This is a genomic window from Terrisporobacter vanillatitrophus, from assembly GCF_051148895.1.
GTDB classification, from domain to species: domain Bacteria; phylum Bacillota; class Clostridia; order Peptostreptococcales; family Peptostreptococcaceae; genus Terrisporobacter; species Terrisporobacter vanillatitrophus.
This window is the reverse complement of the sequence record NZ_CP154625.1, coordinates 571,385-591,404: the sequence shown is the minus strand read 5'-3', so window position 1 is coordinate 591,404 and position 20,020 is coordinate 571,385. Positions and strand designations below refer to the sequence as shown.

The 20,020-nt window shown below is 28.4% G+C and carries 22 protein-coding genes and 1 pseudogene; 4 read left to right on the top strand and 19 right to left on the bottom strand.

Going from position 1 to position 20,020, the window contains the following annotated elements; genetic code table 11:
* From TVTCOM_RS03105 to TVTCOM_RS03060, 10 genes and pseudogenes are all read right to left on the bottom strand, one after another.
* Complete coding sequence (locus TVTCOM_RS03105; protein WP_434798387.1) at positions 1-852, bottom strand: sensor histidine kinase; 852 nt, start codon at positions 850-852, stop codon at positions 1-3.
* An 84-nt stretch (positions 853-936) separates the two neighbouring features.
* Positions 937-1,041: pseudogene (locus TVTCOM_RS03100) on the bottom strand (triple tyrosine motif-containing protein); the annotation flags it as partial.
* 41 nt (positions 1,042-1,082) lie between these two features.
* On the bottom strand, positions 1,083-3,182 hold the full coding sequence (locus TVTCOM_RS03095; RefSeq protein WP_434798386.1) for a ligand-binding sensor domain-containing protein: 2,100 nt from the start codon (positions 3,180-3,182) through the stop codon (positions 1,083-1,085).
* Positions 3,183-3,405: 223 nt separating this feature from the next.
* A complete protein-coding gene (locus TVTCOM_RS03090) occupies positions 3,406-4,761 on the bottom strand; it encodes a PFL family protein (protein WP_434798385.1) in 1,356 nt (451 codons plus the stop codon).
* A gap of 9 nt (positions 4,762-4,770) precedes the next feature.
* On the bottom strand, positions 4,771-5,040 hold the full coding sequence (locus TVTCOM_RS03085) for an ACT domain-containing protein (protein ID WP_434798384.1): 270 nt from the start codon (positions 5,038-5,040) through the stop codon (positions 4,771-4,773).
* 230 nt (positions 5,041-5,270) lie between these two features.
* A complete protein-coding gene (locus TVTCOM_RS03080; protein ID WP_434798383.1) occupies positions 5,271-6,353 on the bottom strand; it encodes a hypothetical protein in 1,083 nt (360 codons plus the stop codon).
* Between the two features lie 114 nt (positions 6,354-6,467).
* Entirely contained in the window at positions 6,468-7,373 is a 906-nt protein-coding gene (locus tag TVTCOM_RS03075) for an FUSC family protein (protein ID WP_434798382.1), read from the bottom strand.
* 70 nt (positions 7,374-7,443) lie between these two features.
* Positions 7,444-7,899 (bottom strand): thioredoxin-dependent thiol peroxidase, encoded by a 456-nt coding sequence (gene bcp, locus TVTCOM_RS03070; protein ID WP_434798381.1) that lies wholly within the window; start codon positions 7,897-7,899, stop codon positions 7,444-7,446.
* Positions 7,900-7,911: 12 nt separating this feature from the next.
* Positions 7,912-9,015 carry a non-hydrolyzing UDP-N-acetylglucosamine 2-epimerase gene (wecB, locus tag TVTCOM_RS03065; protein ID WP_434798380.1) on the bottom strand — a complete coding sequence of 368 codons (1,104 nt, stop codon included), beginning with the start codon at positions 9,013-9,015 and terminating at the stop codon, positions 7,912-7,914.
* A gap of 103 nt (positions 9,016-9,118) precedes the next feature.
* Positions 9,119-9,943: an Mrp/NBP35 family ATP-binding protein gene (locus tag TVTCOM_RS03060; protein ID WP_434798379.1), complete on the bottom strand. Its 825-nt coding sequence runs from the start codon at positions 9,941-9,943 to the stop codon at positions 9,119-9,121.
* Positions 9,944-10,141: 198 nt separating this feature from the next.
* On the opposite strand from TVTCOM_RS03060, the gene TVTCOM_RS03055 reads away from it, so the two are divergent.
* Entirely contained in the window at positions 10,142-10,663 is a 522-nt protein-coding gene (locus TVTCOM_RS03055; protein ID WP_434798378.1) for a cob(I)yrinic acid a,c-diamide adenosyltransferase, read from the top strand.
* Positions 10,664-10,729: 66 nt separating this feature from the next.
* Here TVTCOM_RS03055 and TVTCOM_RS03050 read toward each other — a convergent pair whose 3' ends face one another.
* Positions 10,730-11,461: a MerR family transcriptional regulator gene (locus TVTCOM_RS03050; RefSeq protein WP_434798377.1), complete on the bottom strand. Its 732-nt coding sequence runs from the start codon at positions 11,459-11,461 to the stop codon at positions 10,730-10,732.
* A gap of 217 nt (positions 11,462-11,678) precedes the next feature.
* Between TVTCOM_RS03050 and TVTCOM_RS03045 the strand changes: the two genes are divergently transcribed.
* Positions 11,679-13,454, top strand: coding sequence for a MutS-related protein (locus TVTCOM_RS03045; protein ID WP_434798376.1), 1,776 nt, complete (start codon positions 11,679-11,681; stop codon positions 13,452-13,454).
* 110 nt (positions 13,455-13,564) lie between these two features.
* Here the strand turns inward: TVTCOM_RS03045 and TVTCOM_RS03040 are convergent, their stop codons facing one another.
* From TVTCOM_RS03040 to TVTCOM_RS03030, 3 genes are all read right to left on the bottom strand, one after another.
* Entirely contained in the window at positions 13,565-14,119 is a 555-nt protein-coding gene (locus TVTCOM_RS03040; RefSeq protein ID WP_434798375.1) for a permease, read from the bottom strand.
* Positions 14,116-14,595 carry a permease gene (locus TVTCOM_RS03035; protein WP_434798374.1) on the bottom strand — a complete coding sequence of 160 codons (480 nt, stop codon included), beginning with the start codon at positions 14,593-14,595 and terminating at the stop codon, positions 14,116-14,118. Before TVTCOM_RS03035 ends, TVTCOM_RS03040 begins: the two co-directional genes overlap by 4 nt.
* A gap of 71 nt (positions 14,596-14,666) precedes the next feature.
* The gene (locus tag TVTCOM_RS03030) at positions 14,667-15,227 is read right to left on the bottom strand and encodes a CDP-alcohol phosphatidyltransferase family protein (RefSeq protein ID WP_434798373.1); all 561 of its coding nucleotides are present in this window, start codon (positions 15,225-15,227) and stop codon (positions 14,667-14,669) included.
* A 204-nt stretch (positions 15,228-15,431) separates the two neighbouring features.
* Here TVTCOM_RS03030 and TVTCOM_RS03025 point away from each other — a divergent pair, with 204 nt between their 5' ends.
* Both TVTCOM_RS03025 and TVTCOM_RS03020 read left to right on the top strand, forming a co-directional pair.
* The gene (locus tag TVTCOM_RS03025) at positions 15,432-15,911 is read left to right on the top strand and encodes an NAD(P)H-dependent oxidoreductase subunit E (protein WP_434798372.1); all 480 of its coding nucleotides are present in this window, start codon (positions 15,432-15,434) and stop codon (positions 15,909-15,911) included.
* Between the two features lie 178 nt (positions 15,912-16,089).
* Entirely contained in the window at positions 16,090-17,322 is a 1,233-nt protein-coding gene (locus tag TVTCOM_RS03020) for an aminotransferase class I/II-fold pyridoxal phosphate-dependent enzyme (protein ID WP_434798371.1), read from the top strand.
* 189 nt (positions 17,323-17,511) lie between these two features.
* On the opposite strand, the gene TVTCOM_RS03015 is transcribed toward TVTCOM_RS03020, so the two are convergent.
* The 5 genes from TVTCOM_RS03015 to TVTCOM_RS02995 all read right to left on the bottom strand — a co-directional run bounded on the left by TVTCOM_RS03015 (position 17,512) and on the right by TVTCOM_RS02995 (position 20,014).
* On the bottom strand, positions 17,512-17,964 hold the full coding sequence (locus tag TVTCOM_RS03015) for a DUF2703 domain-containing protein (protein WP_434798370.1): 453 nt from the start codon (positions 17,962-17,964) through the stop codon (positions 17,512-17,514).
* Between the two features lie 91 nt (positions 17,965-18,055).
* Positions 18,056-18,454 carry a putative zinc-binding protein gene (locus TVTCOM_RS03010; RefSeq protein ID WP_434798369.1) on the bottom strand — a complete coding sequence of 133 codons (399 nt, stop codon included), beginning with the start codon at positions 18,452-18,454 and terminating at the stop codon, positions 18,056-18,058.
* A 1-nt stretch (position 18,455) separates the two neighbouring features.
* Positions 18,456-18,854, bottom strand: a complete 399-nt coding sequence (locus TVTCOM_RS03005; RefSeq protein WP_434798368.1) for a putative zinc-binding protein — start codon at positions 18,852-18,854, stop codon at positions 18,456-18,458.
* A complete protein-coding gene (gcvH, locus tag TVTCOM_RS03000; protein WP_434798367.1) occupies positions 18,847-19,713 on the bottom strand; it encodes a glycine cleavage system protein GcvH in 867 nt (288 codons plus the stop codon). Before gcvH ends, TVTCOM_RS03005 begins: the two co-directional genes overlap by 8 nt.
* Positions 19,706-20,014 (bottom strand): 4Fe-4S dicluster domain-containing protein, encoded by a 309-nt coding sequence (locus TVTCOM_RS02995; RefSeq protein WP_434798366.1) that lies wholly within the window; start codon positions 20,012-20,014, stop codon positions 19,706-19,708. The genes gcvH and TVTCOM_RS02995 overlap by 8 nt, the downstream gene beginning before the upstream one ends.
* Positions 20,015-20,020 lie beyond the last annotated feature (6 nt).

Genomic DNA, 20,020 nt, shown 5'->3' with positions numbered 1-20,020 from the left:
TTATTTTACAGGTAAAGTTATTGTAAATTTCGTACCTTTATTTTTTTCACTTTCTACTTTTATCATACCATCATGTAGATTTATTATATGCTTGGTAATTGTAAGACCTAGCCCACTTCCACCCTTATTCTCACCATGTTCATCTATAATTTGATTAAATCTATCAAAGATTATATCATGATATTTTTTTTCTATTCCAATTCCTGTATCTTCCACAGTAATTTTAACAAAATCTTTTAAATCTTCTATGTTAACTCTTATACTTCCACCCTTGGGTGTAAATTTTTGAGCATTACTTACTAAGTTAACTATACATCTTTCTATATCATATTTATCACAACTAATTATTTTTTCCTCAACTTCAGTATCAAATATTAGTTCTATGCCACTAGATTCTATGCTTTCTTTTAAACTTAACGTTGCTTCTTCCACAATATAAACTATGTCTTTTTTTGCTTTGTTAAGCTTGTATTTTCCATTTTCAATTTTAGATGTATCTATTATATTGTTGATTAAATTTAGTAATCTATCTGTATTATTTTTCATAATATCCATATAACTTTCTAATTTAGACTTTGTTAACTCTTTTTCTGAGTTACATAGGCTTCTTATTAGTTGCTCTATGGAATTTATTACATTTAATGGAGTTCTAAGTTCATGTGATAAATTTATAAAATAATTATTTTTACTTCTTTCAGCTTGTATAACTTTTTCATATAAAAGCTTATTTTTATTCATCTCATCATTTAACTGACTTGTTCTTTTATTTACTAACTTATCAAGTTTGTTCATTTTATTTCTATTATTATATAATAAAATCATAACTATAATAACATATAGAATTATAGCCATATTACTTCTCCAAATAGGAGGATCTATGGTAAAACTCACGCTGTTTTCTGCACTCATTTCACCACTATTATTTCTACATTTTATTCTAAATTTATATTTCCCAGGTTTTAAGTCTCCAAATATAGCTTCATTATTTTTTACAAGAACCCAATCATCATTGGCTCCTTCTAATTTATAATAATATTGTATATTGTTATTTTTTCTATAATCAGTAAGGAAATATTTAATTCTTATAAAATTTTCATCATATTTAAAAACCTTACATCTATATTTGTATAGTCTTCACCTTCTACTTCAAAACCATCAAAATTAACTCTTCCTTTATAATTTGTTTGTAAAACTTCCTTTGGGTTAAAAATATTTAACCCTTTAATTCCACCAAATACAAAATCACCATTTTTGCATTCATATGCTGAGTTTCCATTAAACTCGTTACTTTGAAGGCCATCTGTACTCCTTAAATTAATAAATCTATTGTTGTTAATGTCAAATTTTGAAATACCATTATTAGTACTCATCCAAAGATTTTTATCCTCATCTACTAATATTTGATAAACTATATTATTAGCTAGACCATCTTTCTCCGTATAAGCTTTAAATGTGTTTTCATTCTTATTAAACTTTAATAAACCATCATTAGTTCCTATCCAAAGATTATGATTATCATCTTCTACTATATTTCTTATAGCATTTACAACGGCTTCATCACTATCTTCATTTTTATAATTATTAAAGGTTTCAATTGTGTTTTTCCTTGGATCCAGTTTAATAAGACCACCAGAAGTGTATCCTCCAATCCAAAAAATTCCTTCTTTATCTTCATAAATTTCTTGAATATATGGATCTACTATTCCAGATTTTATTAATTTGTCTGTCATTCCAAAAACTTCTTCAGACTCGATATTTAAAATACTAAGCCCTTTTGGTGTTCCTATCCATAAATTATTTTTGCTATCTATAAATAGAGATTTTATATTATTATCTATTAATCCATCTTCTGTGGTGTACTTTTTAATAGTCATATTTCGTTTATCTATTTTATTTACACCATTTCTGGTTCCTACCCAAATAATATTACCTTTTCCTTTAATAATACTTATGGCATTTGTACTTAAATCATATTTAGTATTTCCTTCATAGATATGTGTGATGTCATCATTTTCTCTATCAATTATATTTAAACCTTTATCTCTAGTACCTATCCATAATAATCCATTATCATCTTCATAAACTCCCATTACAACATTATTGCTTAGTGAGTTTTCATATGTAGGGTCACTTTTATATATTTGTATTCTATTCCTTGAATCATATATACTTACTCCTGTATAAGTACCCGCCCAGATTAATCCACTGTCATCTTCCATAAGTGTAAATACAATATTATTAGCTAAAGTGCTATTATCATAGTCCTTATTCTGATACGTAACAAATGTATCTCCTTCTATATATTTACTTAGACCTTTTTCAGTTGCCATCCACATGTTTCCACTGCTATCTTGTAATATTTTTCTTATAGCATTTGATTGCAATTTATTAGTATCATTTTCATCCATATTAAAAGATTTAACTTTATTATTTTTTAAGTCTATCTTTTTCAAACCCTGTTCCGAAGTTCCAACCCATAAATTGTTCTTATTATCAAAAATTATAGATGATATCTTTCCCCACTGAGTAGTTTTTATATTTCCAATAGTGTAGTGTGATACTTTATTTGTTTTTGCACTTATTTTGTTTATTCCTTGATTAGTACCTATCCATAAGTTATCTTGTGAATCCTTATTTATTGAGTAAATATTTTTATCACTAAGATTATCCTTTAAACCTAAAATCTTATCGAAGCTATCTTCTTTTTCATCATAAAGATATACTCCATCATTATTTCCCATATAAATCTTACCTTTATCATCAACATAAATAGTTAAAATAGCATAGTAAGGCTTGTCTTTATTATTTTTATAATAACGGTAATTTTTTATAGAGTAATCAGATAAATTTATTTTACTTAAACCTTCATCGGTTCCTACCCACAGATTTCCATCTTTGTCCTCTTCAAGGGCTGTTATATAACTACTTATAATACTATTTTTAACTTCCTCATCATACTTAAAAACTTTTATATCTGTTCCATTATATCTATTCAACCCATCATTTGTGCCTATCCATATATATCCTTTACTATCCTGAATTATGGTTTCTGCTGTTGATTGAGATAGTCCATTTTCTATTGTTATATTTTCAAAATTCATCATTTTAGATGCATATATATTTTTAGGCAATATACATATTAAAATTATTAAAAGAATTAATGTATATTTTAATTTATTCACTATAAGTCTCCTTTGTTGTCTAATTTAAACAATAAGTATAATGTATACAATAATATTGTTTAATACTACTTTTTATTAAATTATTACATCATACTCCTTATTTATTGTACTTTTTTATTATCATAATAACAATAAATCAATAAATTTACATATTCAAATTTATTTATATACTATAAAGCAAAATGTTTTATAGTAATAAAAAACTAATAGGCAAATTTGCCTATTAGTTTTTAAAAGAATGTATTGGCGCTGGAATTTTTCCACCTCTATTTATAAAATCTGCTGAGGAGTTTTTATTAGCTTTCATAACTGGAGCTCTTCCAAGTAGCCCCCCAAATTCAACCATATCCCCTGCCTGGCATCCTGGTGCTGGAATTATTCTTACTGCAGTTGTTTTATTATTTATCATTCCTATAGCAGCCTCATCAGCTATCATAGCACTTATAGTTTCAGCTGTAGTATCTCCTTCTACTGCTATCATATCTAATCCTACTGAACATACTGCAGTCATTGCTTCTAACTTTTCCAAATTTAAAGATCCTTTTATTACTCCATCAATCATTCCTGCATCTTCAGAAACTGGTATAAATGCTCCACTAAGACCACCAACTCTAGAGCATGCCATTACTCCACCTTTTTTTACTGCATCGTTCAAAAGTGCAAGTGCTGCTGTAGTACCGTGAGTTCCCACAGTTTCAAGTCCCATTTCTTCTAAAATATTTGCCACTGAATCACCAATTGCGGGTGTTGGAGCTAGAGATAAATCCACTATTCCAAAAGGTACCCCTAATCGTTTTGATGCTTCTTGACCAACTAATTGACCCATTCTTGTTACTTTAAATGCTGTATTTTTTATAGTATCTGCAACTACATCAAAAGATTCTCCTCTTACTTTTTCCAAAGCCCTTTGTACTACACCTGGTCCACTTACACCTACATTTATAACTACATCTGCTTCACCTATACCATGATAAGCTCCCGCCATAAATGGATTATCTCCTACTGAGTTACAAAATACTACTAACTTAGCACAACCAAACCCCTTTGATTCTTTTGTAAATTCAGCCGTTTCTTTTATAATCTTTCCCATTTCTTTTATGGCGTTCATGTTTAATCCACATCTAGTTGATCCTACATTTACAGATGAGCAGACTTTATTAGTACAAGCTAATGCCTTTGGAATTGATTTAATTAAAATTTCATCTCCCCTTGTACAACCCTTTTCAACTAACGCTGAAAATCCTCCTATAAAATCAATTCCTAAATCTTCAGCTGCTTTATCTAAAGTTTTAGCAAATTCTACATAATCTTCATCACTTGTAGCTCCTGCTATTATAGAAATTGGTGTCACTGATACTCTTTTATTTACAATAGGTATACCAAACTCATTTTCAATCTCTTTTCCAACTTTGACTAAATCTTTTGCACAATTCATTATTTTATTATAGATATTAATTCTACACTTTTGTCCATCAGAGTCTATACAGTCTAGCAATGAGATACCCATAGTAATAGTTCTTATGTCTAATTTTTCTTCTTCTATCATTCTTATGGTTTCTAATATATTATTTATATTCATAACAACCTCCTAAACTGTGTGCATTGAGTTAAATATTTCTTCTCTTTGAATTTTCACATCAACGCCTAAATTTTTTCCTACTAATACTAAAGCTCTTTTTATTTCATCAAAAGACTCACTTACTTTACTTAAATCAACCATTAATACCATAGTAAAAAACTCTTCCATTATAGTTTGGTTAATATCAATAATATTCATATTGTGTTTTGTAAGCTCAGTAGTTATTCCAGCTACTATTCCAACCTTATCCTTCCCAATTACAGTTATTATAGCTCTCATATAATCACCCCTTTGTTTTAAATTCTAATTATTATTTTTCTAATTTTATATTAATAGAATTGTATACAATATGAGAGACTTTCGCCATATTTTTTTGAAATAATAAAAAAAATTCCCTTCCCTTAAGCCACTCCGTGGGCGCCATGAAATTTCAGGCAACGACCTTGCTCAAGTAAAGTAGTTGGAAATTAAAAAAACTGCTTTAAAAAATTAAAGCAGTTTTTTATCTATTATAAATTATCAGCTAATCTTTGTAAGAAATCTTGTGCATTTGATATCATCGTTCTAACGCTTAAACTTCCTCTATCTTTTAACTTGTTAACAGCAAACTCTGAAGTATCTATTGTATAGAAGTATACCGGCCTGACCTCATCATTAACAACTCTGAAAGATGGCGTCATGTTTCCTGTAGCAATTGTGTGTAATTGAGTTGCCATACAAATTACAGTTGTAGCCTTTCTTACTTGATTTCTCATTTGCTCTTGGGCTTCATATACATCTGCTATTACTATAGGAAGTGGACCATCATCTCTTATAGACCCTCCAAGTACAATAGGAACATTATTTTTTACACAAGAATAAATTAATCCTGATGTTATATTTTCTTCTTCTATAAGTTTTTCTATTGAACCATACTTTCTTGCTTTATTTAATAAATCTAGGTGATGATAATGACCATCTTTTATAGAACATTGAGTATATATATCTTGCCCTAATGCTGTATTATACACTCCTGCTTCCAAGTCATGAGTTGCAACTGCATTTCCACCCAAGAAAGCGTTTACATATCCATTATCTATTAATTTTGTTAATGAATCTCTAGCTCCCTTAGAAAATACTGCTGCTGGTCCCATTACCCATACAATATATCCATTTTCTTTTTCATGTTTTAAAAGTTCGATTAGTTGATCGTAGTCCATAGTTTGAGAAGTTTCTCTTGATCTACTTCCTCTAAAAGCAAAAGCTTCTTCTTCAACTTTTTCTTCTTCAAAACCGGTTGTGTGTAAATATATTCCCTCACTACCATCTTCAGTTCTTCCAACAATAATTTTATCTCCAACTTTTAAATGTCTAAATTCTACTACCTCTATTTCTTTATCTTCTCTTAGTCTTGCAACACAATCCATTCTTGATTCTTTAGCTAATTTCCATTCACCCTCAACTTTAAAGTACTCTGGAAAAATAGACATTGCATGGTAGTTGTCAGGTGCAACTCTATCTTTTTCCACCAATACATATTTTGCATCTGTTGCATTTTCAAATTTTTCCTGTTGAAAATTTGGATGAGTATATTTTGGCATCTCAAAATTCATAATTTTTTCCTCCTGTCCAAATGTTAATTATACTAGCAAGGTAATTATAACACTAAAAAAAAAATATTATGAGTTATCTTTATTTTAAGTATTTTTTAATTTTATATATATATATTAAGCCATTATTGGTAAATCACCTTCATTGTTATTATTTTCATCAACTTCATGTATTTCATTTATATTGTCAATTATTGAACTAATATGATAATTGTAAACAATGCTTGTATTATCTTTTATTTCAATACATTTAGGTAAAGTATCATATATACCCTTAGATTTAATATAGTTTTCCTTGTTAAGATAACATTTATCCTTCATTTGCTCTAGAATTTGAAGATGTAAGTAAATCTGTTTACATTTTTTTATAGTATTGTTTATTTCTTTATTATCAACTTCTTGATTTCTATACTCTAATTCTTCTAAAAAGTTTTTGTACGATCCTTCTAATCTTGTGATTTCATTTTTTAAAGATGAAACATCTGCATGTTCACCTTTTTCTATTTCACTTTTTAGTAGTTTAATTGATGTTTCTTCAATAATTCTAATTTCTTTATATATACTTTCTAAATAGTTTGGTCTAAATATGAAATAATTCACAGCCACTCCTATAATTACTCCTATAGACGTGTCTAAAATTCTAGATAAAGAGTACGCTATTGGGCTTGCATCACCTATACTTAAGTGAATTGCACAATATACAACGCAAGCAATAGCTATAGATTTATTTATTTTTAAAATATTACAAATATAAATAGTTGTGATTATTCCTAAACAAGACAATATTGGATCACCTGGGCGAATAAGCACAAATATAAATCCTATTAAACCACCAATAAATGTTCCTTTTAATCTATTTAAACCTACTGTTAAAGAGCTTTTTACAGTTGTTTGCATGGAAACAATACAAGCTATTGCCGCGTAAAAAGTACTATCAATTATATGCAATTTTCCAATTAGTACGCATATCATAACTCCTATACCTGTTTTTATATTTCTCATTCCTGGTTTTTGTAATTTCAAAATGTCTCACTCCTATCTCAATCTTATAATACCACAAAAAAAGAACCAAATAAATTCGGTTCTTTAATATCTATCCCAAGTACTCTAATATTTCCCCTGCATTCTTGTCAGTTTTAACCTTATTATAAACTTTTTCTATAATACCATTTTCATCTATAATATATGTTGTTCTTACCACTCCCATACTAACTTTCCCATATAGCTTCTTCTCCTGCCATACATCGTAAGCCTTTATTGCTTCAAGTTCAGGATCTGATAGTAATATAAATGGTAGTTCATGCTTTGTGGCAAAATTACTATGTGACTTTACACTATCTTTACTTATTCCTATTACTACTACATCTTTTGATGTGAATTCTTCATAACTATCTCTGAAAGAACATGCTTGCTTAGTACAACCAGATGTATTGTCTCTTGAATAAAAATACAATACTACTTTTTTATTTTTAAAATCTGATAAACTTACTTCATTTCCATCTTTATCTTGTAATTTAAATTCAGGTGCTTTTACTCCTGCTTCTAACATTTTTTTCAACTCCTACTTAAATTTTTTTATTATTACATCAACAATATATCCACTGGCATTTCCATCACCATATGCATTTGAAACCTTTGACATACTGCTGTATATTTCCTTATTAGTTAATAATTCCTTTGTCAAAGTATAAATAGTTTCTTCCTCTACACCAGCTAATTTTAAAGTACCTGTAGCTATTCCCTCTAGTCTCTCTGTCGTATCTCTAAGTACTAATACAGGTTTTCCTAGAAAAAGTGCTTCTTCTTGAATTCCACCACTATCTGTCATTATTATATAAGATTTATTAAGAAAGTTATGAAAGTCTAGTACTTCCAAAGGCTCTATCAAATGTATCCTATTGCAGTCTCCAAATACTTCATTGGCAGTTTCCCTAACAAGGGGATTTAAGTGTATAGGATAAACAACTTGAACATCTTCCAATTCATCAATTATTCTTTTTATTGCACTAAACATACTTTTCATATTTTGACCTAAATTTTCTCGTCTATGTGCTGTAAGAAGTATCATTCTATCCTTACCTATTTTTTCTATTATATTATGAGTATAGTTTTCTCTTATTGTAGTTTTTAGTGCATCTATCGATGTGTTTCCAGTAACGTATATAGATGATTCCTTTTTACCTTCCCTAATCAAGTTTTCTTTTGATATTTCTGTTGGAGTAAAGTGCATATCAGCTATAAGTCCTGTTACTTGTCTATTTATCTCCTCTGGATAAGGAGAATATTTATTATATGTTCTTAGTCCTGCCTCCACATGACCAAGAGTTGCTTTATTATAAAATGCTGCAAAACTAGCTGCCAAAGTTGTTGTTGTATCTCCATGAACTAATACAATATCTGGTTTTACTTCTCTTATGATATGATCTAAATTTTGTAAAACTCTACTTGTTATCTCTGCAAGAGTCTGACCTGGTTTCATAATATTTAAATCATAATCAGATTTTATATTAAATGCATCTAATACTTGGTCTAGCATTTGTCTATGTTGAGCTGTTACGCATACTATACTATCTATTTCTTCCCTAGATTCTAATTCTCTTACTAGAGGAGCCATTTTTATAGCATCTGGTCTAGTGCCAAATACAGTCATAACCTTTATTTTCATTTTAAGTCTCCTTTTAATCTAGAAATAAATATATCACTAATTATAGTATTCATAGTATTATTAACAAATTCATTTTGATATAATTTTATATAATTCAACTTTTTTATAATTTTTCATTTATTTTTTCTACTATACTACCTAAAATATTCTCTAATTCTTCACTTACCTCTTCTGATCCCTTATGAGTAATTTCCACAATTTCTCTAGTCATTGGTAATTCTCCTAAAAGATCCAAATCCATTTCTTTCAAGAATGTCTCTGTTTCTTCTCCATCAAATAACTTAATCTTTTTATTGCAGTCTGGACATTCAATATAACTCATATTTTCTACCACACCTAATATATTTATATTTAGCATTTTTGCCATATTTACACCTTTTGCAACTATCATAGATATCATATCTTGAGGAACAGATACCATTATTATTCCAGTTATAGGTAAAGACTGCATAACTGTAAGAGCCACATCTCCTGTTCCAGGAGGCATATCTATTAACAAATAATCTAACTCTTCCCACATTACATCTTTGTAAAATTGTTTTATTGTATTACTTATTAAAGGCCCTTTAAATACTACTGGCTGACTTTCATCATTTACCATAAAGTTTACAGACATAGTCTTTATATTTTCTTTAGTTATTATAGGATAAATATCTTTTCCATTATTTGAAAATGCTCTTTCATGTTGTACTCCCATAAGTCTTGGGATACTTGGTCCTGTTATATCTGCATCTAATATTCCTACTTTGTATCCTTCTTTATTAAGTTTTTTTGCTATTAGTGATGTTATTGTAGATTTTCCTACTCCACCTTTTCCACTCATAACACCTATTATATTTTTTATTTTATTATTTGGATTATTTTCTATTGTACAAGTATCTTGTTTATTACAATTATTTTTTGATGGACATGAATTACAATTTGCCATTTTATCTTCCTCCGTAGATTATAATTATTCGCCTATTATTTATTAATTTTTATATCATCAATAATTTTGATAAATTCGTTTTATAATTAGTATATACCCACAATTTTTTATTTTAATGTATAATCTTTAATAAATATTTGAATATGTACGAATTGTCTATGGGTATATTATTAATAAAAATATATAAGGAGGACAATTATGAAAATATATACTAAGACAGGGGATAAAGGTAAAACTTCACTATATGATGGAAGTAGAGTTGATAAAGATGATATAAGAGTAGAATCTTACGGAACTTTAGACGAACTAAACTCTTACATAGGCCTTTGTACAAATTATGCTAAAGATGAAGATAAAGAAATTTTAAGAAGCATACAAATAAAGTTATTTTCTATATCTGCTGAGTTAGCAACTAAGGAAGAGGGAAAATATAAAACACCTTTAACTGATGATGATGTGAAATCTTTGGAAAAAATTATAGATTCTTATATCTTAAAAATTGATGAAATGGATGCCTTTATAGTTCCTGGTACTAACTTGATTTCTGCTAACTTACATATAGCTAGAACAATTTGTAGAAAGGCTGAGAGACGAATTATTTCTCTTAGTAAGGTTGAAACTGTCAATCCACAGTTATTGAAATATGTAAACAGACTTTCCGATGTAATTTATGCTATGGCTAGATATAACGAATCTGAATTAATATATATTAAATATTAAAAAAAGCCTCTTAATTTTAACTACCTAAAATTAAGAGGCTTTTTTAATTTCTAAAATAATATTTGGTTATTTAGAACAGTAAATTTCAATGGCTTTTGACATTAATTCAGCTGTTCCTTCCCCATTTTGATCAATATTTTTTTGAAACCTCTCATCATTTATATACATTAAACCTAAGCCTGATAAAATTTCTTTTGTACAATTATAAAAACTAGACGAAATGTGATTTCTCCATTTTTCTACTAAATCTTGTACTTCTGCGCTTCCTGGATCACAACCTATATGCTGTCCAAAAGCTTTTAAAATTTCACTACTTTCTTTATTAATAGCTCCCCATTGATTTTCACTGTAGCTATTTGTTTTTTCCTCACATTCTTTGTATGCGTCTGTGTTTCCCCAACGCTCTTTTACCTCTTTAGCATATTTCTTTTTACTTTCTTCTATATCTTTCATATCAAATTCTTTAAAGCTCATATTATCCTCTCCTTCTATACTATTATTTATAAGGCCAATCAAATTATCTATTCGTTGGCGTTTTTTTACTAACAATTCTTTTTGCTTATTCAAAGCTTCCATTTTATCATAATTGGGATTTGTCATTATTTCTTTTATTTCATTTAAAGGAAAATCTAGCTCTCTAAAAAACAATATTTGCTGCAAAGTTTCAAGAGAATCTTTAGAGTACAACCTATATCCTGATTCTGTAATTTCACTAGGTTTTAATAGTCCTATTTCATCATAATAATGCAAAGTCCTAACTGTTATACCTGTCAATTTTGCAACTTCGCTTATCTTCATTTTTCAACCTCCTTTCTTCAATTCCCTATTACACTTATAACTATATTCTATAACGTAACGTCAGAGTCAATACAATTTTTAATATTTATTTTAACAATAAAAGCAAGCAAATTACTATTGAAAATTTAATTTAAACATTAAATAAATCAAATTAGTTGGATTTTCTATAAATATTGGTTATCATAAAAGTTACAGGATAAATTTGGAGGTGAAATTTATGGAATCAAAATTTATAGATGATATAGAAAAAAGAAAATCAAGTATATTGGAACATAACAAAACTGCTAATATAATCTCTATCTTTAAAATGGCATTGTTTATTTTAATATGCTATAACATATACAAAATATATGTAAATCATTATCCTTTAAAATTAATTTTACTTTTAATAGTGGAAATAGTTATCTTTATTATTGCATCTTTATTTCATAAAACTACTTATGAACAACTACATAAAGCTGAAGGAATCATAAAAATTGATGAGGCTAATATAAAGAGAATTTCTGGTGAATGGTCTGGCTTCACAGATATTGGTGAAGAATTTATAGATTATGATCACCCTTATGCAACAGATTTGGATATAGTAGGTAAAAATTCTTTATTCCAAATGATTAATAGTACTGGTACTTATTATGGAAGAAGAAGATTTGTGAAAGACTTACTAAGTCCTAATTTTTCAGATAAAGAAATTCAAAAACGTCATGAGGCTATTACTGAGTTAAGCAAAAATTATGATTTTTCTGTTGAAACAGAATATAATTTTTCTCTTATCGGTGTGGATGAGGATTTTGCCAATTTAATTTCACAACTTCAAGATAAAAAAAGATTTATTGAAAGTAAATCTTTAAAATTATTATTTAAAGTATCTAGTATAATAACTTGTCTTGCTTTGCTTTATGCTCTAGTAACTAAAAATACTCTTGGTTTTATTATTCTTAACTGTTTAATTATATTTCAACTGTTACTATGGATTATTGGTTATTTAAAAGCAAATAGTTATGTTGGAACACTTAAAAAGTTAGCACCTAAAATTAGTCACTACGATGATGTTATTAATAATATTACAAAAGTAAAATTTACTTCTAATAAATTAAATGAAATCGAAAAAAATATAGAAAAAGCTAAGGTTGGAGTTAACAAATTATCAAAAATTGCTTCAAATATAAATCAGCGTAATAATGGTGTTATGTGCATTATTCTAAACGCTTTATTACTTTGGGATTACAAAAATGCAATAGATTTAGATAATTGGAAGCAAGAATATTATGATTCAGTAGAAAGTTGGTTTCATACTTTAGGAGAACTGGAAAGTTTAATTAGCTTTGCCAACCTTCCTAGAGTTTGTAACAATATGTGTCTTCCTACTTTTACTGAGAAAAGCAACATAGTTGAAGCTACAAATATGGGTCATCCTTTAATCGCCAATGATAAACGTATTTGCAACGATTTTAATCTAGATAATAATATTTACATTATTTCTGGTTCTAATATGTCTGGTAAAACTACTTTTATGAGAACTGTTGGTATTAATATGGTTCTTGCTTGTTCTGGAAGTTATGTATGTGCCAATAGCATGTTATCATCTAAAATGAATATAATTACATCCATGCGTATAAAAGATGATTTAAACGAAGGAATTTCAACATTTTATGCGGAACTAAAAAGAATAAAAAAAATAATTAATCAATCTAATATTAACTCTCATACATTATTTTTGATAGATGAGATTTTTAGGGGAACAAATTCTATAGATAGACTTAAAGGCGCCGAAGGTGTCCTAAGAGAATTGTGTAAATGTCATGTTTCAGGAATGATTACAACTCATGATTTAGATGTTTGTAATTTAGAAAAGGAAAATCCTAATATTTTAAATTGTAGTTTTAATGAACATTATATAGATAATGAAATTTACTTTGATTATAAGCTAAAAAAAGGAAAATCTCTTACTACAAATGCAGAATTCTTATTGAAAAAAGTTGGGATTCTTTCTTAAATTAAATCCTCCTTATTTTATATGAAAATTTACTTCCCTCAAGCTAATAGATTGGATGTTAAACAAGGCATGAATTATATAAATATAATTCATGCCTTACGTATTTACTTTTAAACATTTTGTTTCATATAACTACTTAAAATTTTATCTTCCTTGCCTACTTTCATAACAAAATAATTAACCAAATATCCCATAACAATAACCCCAATAAAATCGATCAATAATCTATAAAAAGTAAATCTGTACCCCAAGGAACTTATTTCAAATAGAAGAGTAGAAATTTTTATAACGCACCAAGCATTCATAAAAATAATTACATTAGTAAACTTTACACCTTTCTTTAACAAAACAGCTGTAAATGGAAATGCCGCATACATTGGCCCTGCTGCAAAAGTTGCAAAAGTTATGGCAATGGCAATTCCCATGATTCCAGAATCATCCCCCATATACTTCATCATGGATTCTCTAGAGACCCATTCGTCCATTAATCCTAGAAGAATCATAATAGGTGGCAGCACTGATAACATCTGCAAAAAGCTATCTTTTGAACTATTAAATGCCTTTATACCAGTATTTTTTTCAAATATAATAACTAAAATAAGAATAACAAAAACAATAAGAAAAAGCTTATATCTATTTGCTAAGTAATAAATTTTCTCCTTCACCCTAAAATCACTCCCATAAAAAAGGCAACTACAAATGAAAATAGAAACGCAAATAAATTTCTATAAAAAGCAGCCTTTTTCCCAATATATTTAGATTCTAAAGTAAAAGTCATTATCCCCACAAAAGTTAAAGTTGATACTAAGGCCGCCACTTGAGCGTAACCCGCACCACTATTTAATAAAGTATTTGCAGTTGAAAATGCTACAAAAGTTGGAACCATAACAATTGACCCTATAATTGCAGAAAATAAAACTCCTAAAAAACCTGATTCATTTCCTATTAAATTTGAAATTGTATTAGTATCAATAAAGGCTAGCATTAATCCTACAATTACTATTATGGATAAGAATTGAGGCATGATATTTTCCATAGATTTGCAAGCTTTGATTAAAGCATTTTTTGTTTTTTCTTTATTTTTAAAATAGGATATAAAGCACATTACAGCTGCCAACGAATATAGAATATATGTTGTCATATAATCCCCCCTGATTTTATGCTTCTATATAACTATATGAATAAATCACATAATACTCTACAAAAAATATCTTATTTATTTGACTTATTCATCTTATAAAACACGGGGATGTATAGTATGAAAGACATTAACATAAATACTCCACACACTAAGATTAAAAAGTTTGCTCTATCATTATTCATTCTTTGGAATAACATTAACATAAACATTACTATGTACAATATTGCCGTACAAAGCTTTCCAAACCACTTGGCACCATCTAGTTTTTTACCTCTTTGAAGCATTATAATTCCCATAATTGCCATAAAGCCTTCTTTTATTATAAATAAGCCAACTAAATACCACATTAATTTATATTTAAATGATAAAGCAAATACAAGTGCTGCTTGAGTTAACTTATCTGCCAAAGGATCTATGAATTTTCCCCACTCAGTGATCATATTAAACTTTCTGGCTATAAATCCATCTAAAAAGTCTGTTATTCCAGAAATGCATACTATACCTGCTACAACATAATAATCCTCCATTGATGTTGCGTTATAATAAACATATAAAAATACAGGTATTAAAATTATCCTAAAATATCCCATTATATTAGGTATTGAAAAGACTTCTTTTTTCGAAATTTTCATTCTTAACACCTTCTTTCATTTATTTTCAAATATATTATAAATAATAACACATATTAATATCATACTTATCTTACATTTGCTTTATATAAATAAGTTTGTATTATTGATGATTATGGTATATGATATAATCTTTAGAAAGTTTATATTCATAAGCTATAGAATATAAAAAGAAGGCCCATATTTAAACATATAAAGGAGATTAATATGTGTGATTTTGTCTCTAAAAATAAAGAGTTATTTAATAAATTAGATATATTTATAAATTCAATCCATGATAATGAAAGAACACTGATGAATACTTTACATCATGCTCAAAGTATATTCGGATATCTACCAAAAGATGTACAGATTTACATTGCCAAAAAGTTAAATCTTCCTTTTAGCCAAGTTGAAAGTGTTGTCAATTTTTATAGCTACTTTGTTACTGAACTTAAAGGTAAATACAAGATAAAAATTTGTTTTGGTAATGCTTGTAGCAAGGATGATAGCTCTAGCATTCTTCATGAGTTTGAAAAATTAATCGGAATTAAATCTGGCGAAACTACTAAAGATATTAAATTTAGTTTAGAGTCTGGTGGATGTGTAGGAGTTTGTCGTAAAACACCTATTGTAACTGTAAACGGACGAGTTTATGAAAGTGTAACGATTGAAGATATTTCTTCAATCTTAGAAAATTGTAATTAATAATTAAAGGCTGCTTTATTGCAGCCTTTTGAATTATATTTGGTATCATTTATAATGACATGATATATTTACCAGTTTTAAATTTTATTTATAAAAATCAACAAAAAACAATAAAGTCGTCCCATTTTTAGTAATTTTTCATAATATAAAGTATCTTGACACATTTGGAGGATTAAAAATGGATTTTATAGACAGTATGATTTCAGAAAGACTGGGCGATTTATCTTTCTTTAATACGGCTACACGATTATACAAATTTGAAAAACTAAAAAAAATGACTAATGATGCTAAATTAAATAATCCTAATATATCACTTATTAATATGGGAGTTGGCGAACCTGATAAAATTGCTGACTCTTCCATTGTTGATATTTTATGTCGAGAATCACATAAGAATGAAAATAGATTTTATGCAGATAATGGTATATTAGAGTTTCAAGAAGCAGCTTGTAGATTTATGAAAAACGTATATCATATAAACAATTTAACTTGTGATAATGTTATGCATGGCATAGGCTCAAAATCTATTTTGGCCATGATTCCCATAGGTTTTATAAATCCAGGTGATGTTTGTTTAATGACAGTGCCTGGCTATCCAATTATGGGTACTTATACTAAATTTCTAGGTGGAGAAGTCTACAATCTACCCCTTTGTGAAGAAAACAACTTCTTTCCTGACTTAGAAAATATTCCTAAAGATATTTTAAAAAGAGCTAAACTTATTTATATTAATTATCCAAACAATCCAACTGGACAAATTGCTACTAAAGAGTATTATGAATATTTGGTTGATTTTTGTAGAAAAAATAAGATTTTCATAATCTCTGACATGGCTTATGGTGCTTTGACTTATGGGGATTATAAACCTATTAGTATTTTAAGCGTTGATGGTGCCATGGATCTTTGTTTGGAAATTCACTCTTTATCTAAAAGCTTTAATATGACTGGCTTTAGAATGGCTTTTGTAGTGGGTTCTCCTAAAACTATTAAACTTTATTCAACTATTAAAGGGCACACTGACTCTGGACAATTTATTCCTATACAAAAAGCTGCTTCCTTTGCCCTTGATCACTATGAAAAATTCATCTCAGAAAATATAGAAAGATATTCTAGACGTTTCGATTTACTAATTGATGTTCTTAAAAAAATTGGATTTAAAGTTGAAAAACCTAAAGGTGGATTTTATCTTTATGTTCCTATTCCTAAAGGAGCTGGTGATGTAGTCTTTAATAATGCAGAAGATACTTTTGCTTATCTTTTAAATAATGCCATGATATCCACAGTTCCTTGGGATGATTGTGGTGCTTATTTAAGACTTTCCGTTACTTACGAGGCTTATAGTGAAGATGAGGAAATTAGTCTTATGAAGGAAATTTATAATAGACTAACCGCCCTTGATTTTAAATTTTAAATAAAAAATAAGGTGTAAACATTGAAATTATGTTATTACACCTTATTTTTTATTAGAAATTTATAACACAAACAAATTTATCAAACAAGTCTTTATATTCTACATAATCTTTTTCTCTTTCATTTTTTCATAAAACTTTGTGACTTGAGCACAGCTAAAGGAATAATAGTTATTATGAAAAAATTAATGTTAACAGCAACCACCAGAATTACAACTACATCCACTATTACAACTACATCCAGAATTCTTTTCTTTTCTATCATCAACTATGCCCAAAGTCTTAAATGCAGCCTGTCTTATAGCTTCTACAGGAATATCTTCATATTCTTTGCCATCGTATTTTACTGTTCTACAATAAGTTTTAGCTCCAATTAAAGTTGAACATGAATCACAATAATTTTCTGATACTTTTATATTAAGAATTTCTTCAATAGGAATTCCATTAAATAAAATAATATTTGATTGAGAAATTTGATCCTTTTCTAGCTTAGTCTCAATCAGCACAACCTCAATACCATTTGATTTCAAATCTCTGTTTAATCTTTCTACTTCATGAAAAAGATTCTCTCCAGTGTCATGGCAACGATCGCAAGTTTCTCCATCTGCATCTAGGTGTTTCCATTCAATATTAAGTATTTTCATTTAAAGCTCCCCCCTTCTAATAATCTGGTATACTAATTTCATATTAATTCCTCTTTTATCATTTTTAAGCTTGGTAAAAATAATAACTGTTTTAACCATTTATTTTTTCAAACTCTTCATTAATTACTTCTGCAAGTTTATCTATTGCTTTGTAATGTTCATCAGTTAAATCTCTCAACGATACAACTTCACTTAATGCCAACTCTTCTCCTATGACCTGTGACACTATAATATTAGCATTCACTTCTCCACTATGAACTTGTGTTCCTCTCTTAGCACAACATTTATCACATCCATCTACCGCTATAGTAGGGTATTCCTTAGCAAAACTTCTTTCCTCTTCTCCTCCTGCTAGAAATAAAGGAAGACAAATTGTCACCGTTTCATCAGGTTTTAATACTTCCATCATTTTACGAGTGGCAAGCCTTGCAACCGTACCTCCGAAACACTCTTCTCCACTACATGATATTACTCCTATTTTTTTATCCATATTACTCACCCTCCACAGTAGATTCTACAAATTCACTGCATATTTCTTCTACCATATTGTCTACCATCATCCATCCATCTTCACTAAGAATAGTTGCAGTTCCAGGCTTTTTACCTCTATGTTTTTTCATTTCATCTATTACTTTCATACTTTTTATAATCTTACCACCAGCCAATTCTACACTTTTCTTAGAACACATAGCTGGACATCCATCTATTGTAATACACTCACAATCTTCAACTTTTTCTTTTCCTTCTTTTTCTCCTGTTACTACATGAGCCAAACATACTGCTTCAAACTCTTCTGGATATTTTTTTATAGTTTCTAAAGCTGATTCTCTTGACATAGCACCATGAACTTTTCCTATTCCACTACATGGTATTACTTTTATTTTACACATGGAATTCATCTACCTTTCTTTTTAGAAATTTATAGTATTCTTTATCATTAATAATCAATTCTTTATCTTCTTCAAAATCATCCAATTTTATTTTTACCATCCACCCTTGTTCATAAGGATTCTGATTTATATATTCAGGGCAATCTAATAAATTTTCATTAACACCTATTATCTTACCTCCCACTGGGGACACTATTTCTAAAGATATCTTTGTAGATTCAATACTACCTATTTCATCAAACTGATATATCTGTGCACCTATTTTAGGTGGTTCAAAAAACATAATATCACCTAAGCTTTGTTGAACATAATCACTTACACCAACTGTAGCTATATTACCTTCTACATATACCCATGTGTCATTTTCTGTAAAATATAAATTATCATCCATAGGTATTCTAAACGTGAACTTATCTTTCTTAAATGACTCATACTGAAACTTTTTATTGAACTCTAGTTGTAATGAAGTATCACTTTCTTCTTTATCTTCTACTAAATCTTTTATTAGATTATCAGTAACTTCTTTTATAATTTTCTCATCATTTTCTGTTAACTTTAAACTTTTGCTTATACTTATTCCTAATGCTTTAGCTTCATCTGATATATTTATTTTCTTGCTAATTTTTAGATTTTTCTCAGTAGCTAATTTAGTAGCACATTTTGTATTGCATCCGTCTATTACAATTAATTCTTTTTCTTTTAATTTTTCATTATATTTCACATCAGATATCCTATAAAAAACAGGACAAAATATCTCACAATCTAACTCTTCATTTAATTTTAATGCTACTTCTTTTGTAATACATCCATTGCACTTATCTAATCCATTGCATGGTAGAACTGCATAACTTTTACTCATTGTCATTCATCTCCATCCTAATTTTCTTTATTTCCTTTGTAGTTGCTCCTTTGTTTGGAAAAGTTAAGGCATCTAATCCACAAGTTTTAGCACAAGCTCTACAAAATACTACACAGTTTTCAGGATTTTTTACTATTAGTTTCTGACCTTCATTTTCTCTTACTTCAAAAACATTATGAGGACAAAACTTTACGCACTCCATACAATAATTACATGTTTCATAATTTATAGTTGGGCACCAATCTATTTTCTCCCTTGGTACTCCCATAAAAGTTGAACCTTGCATACTTCCACTACTCATGATTGC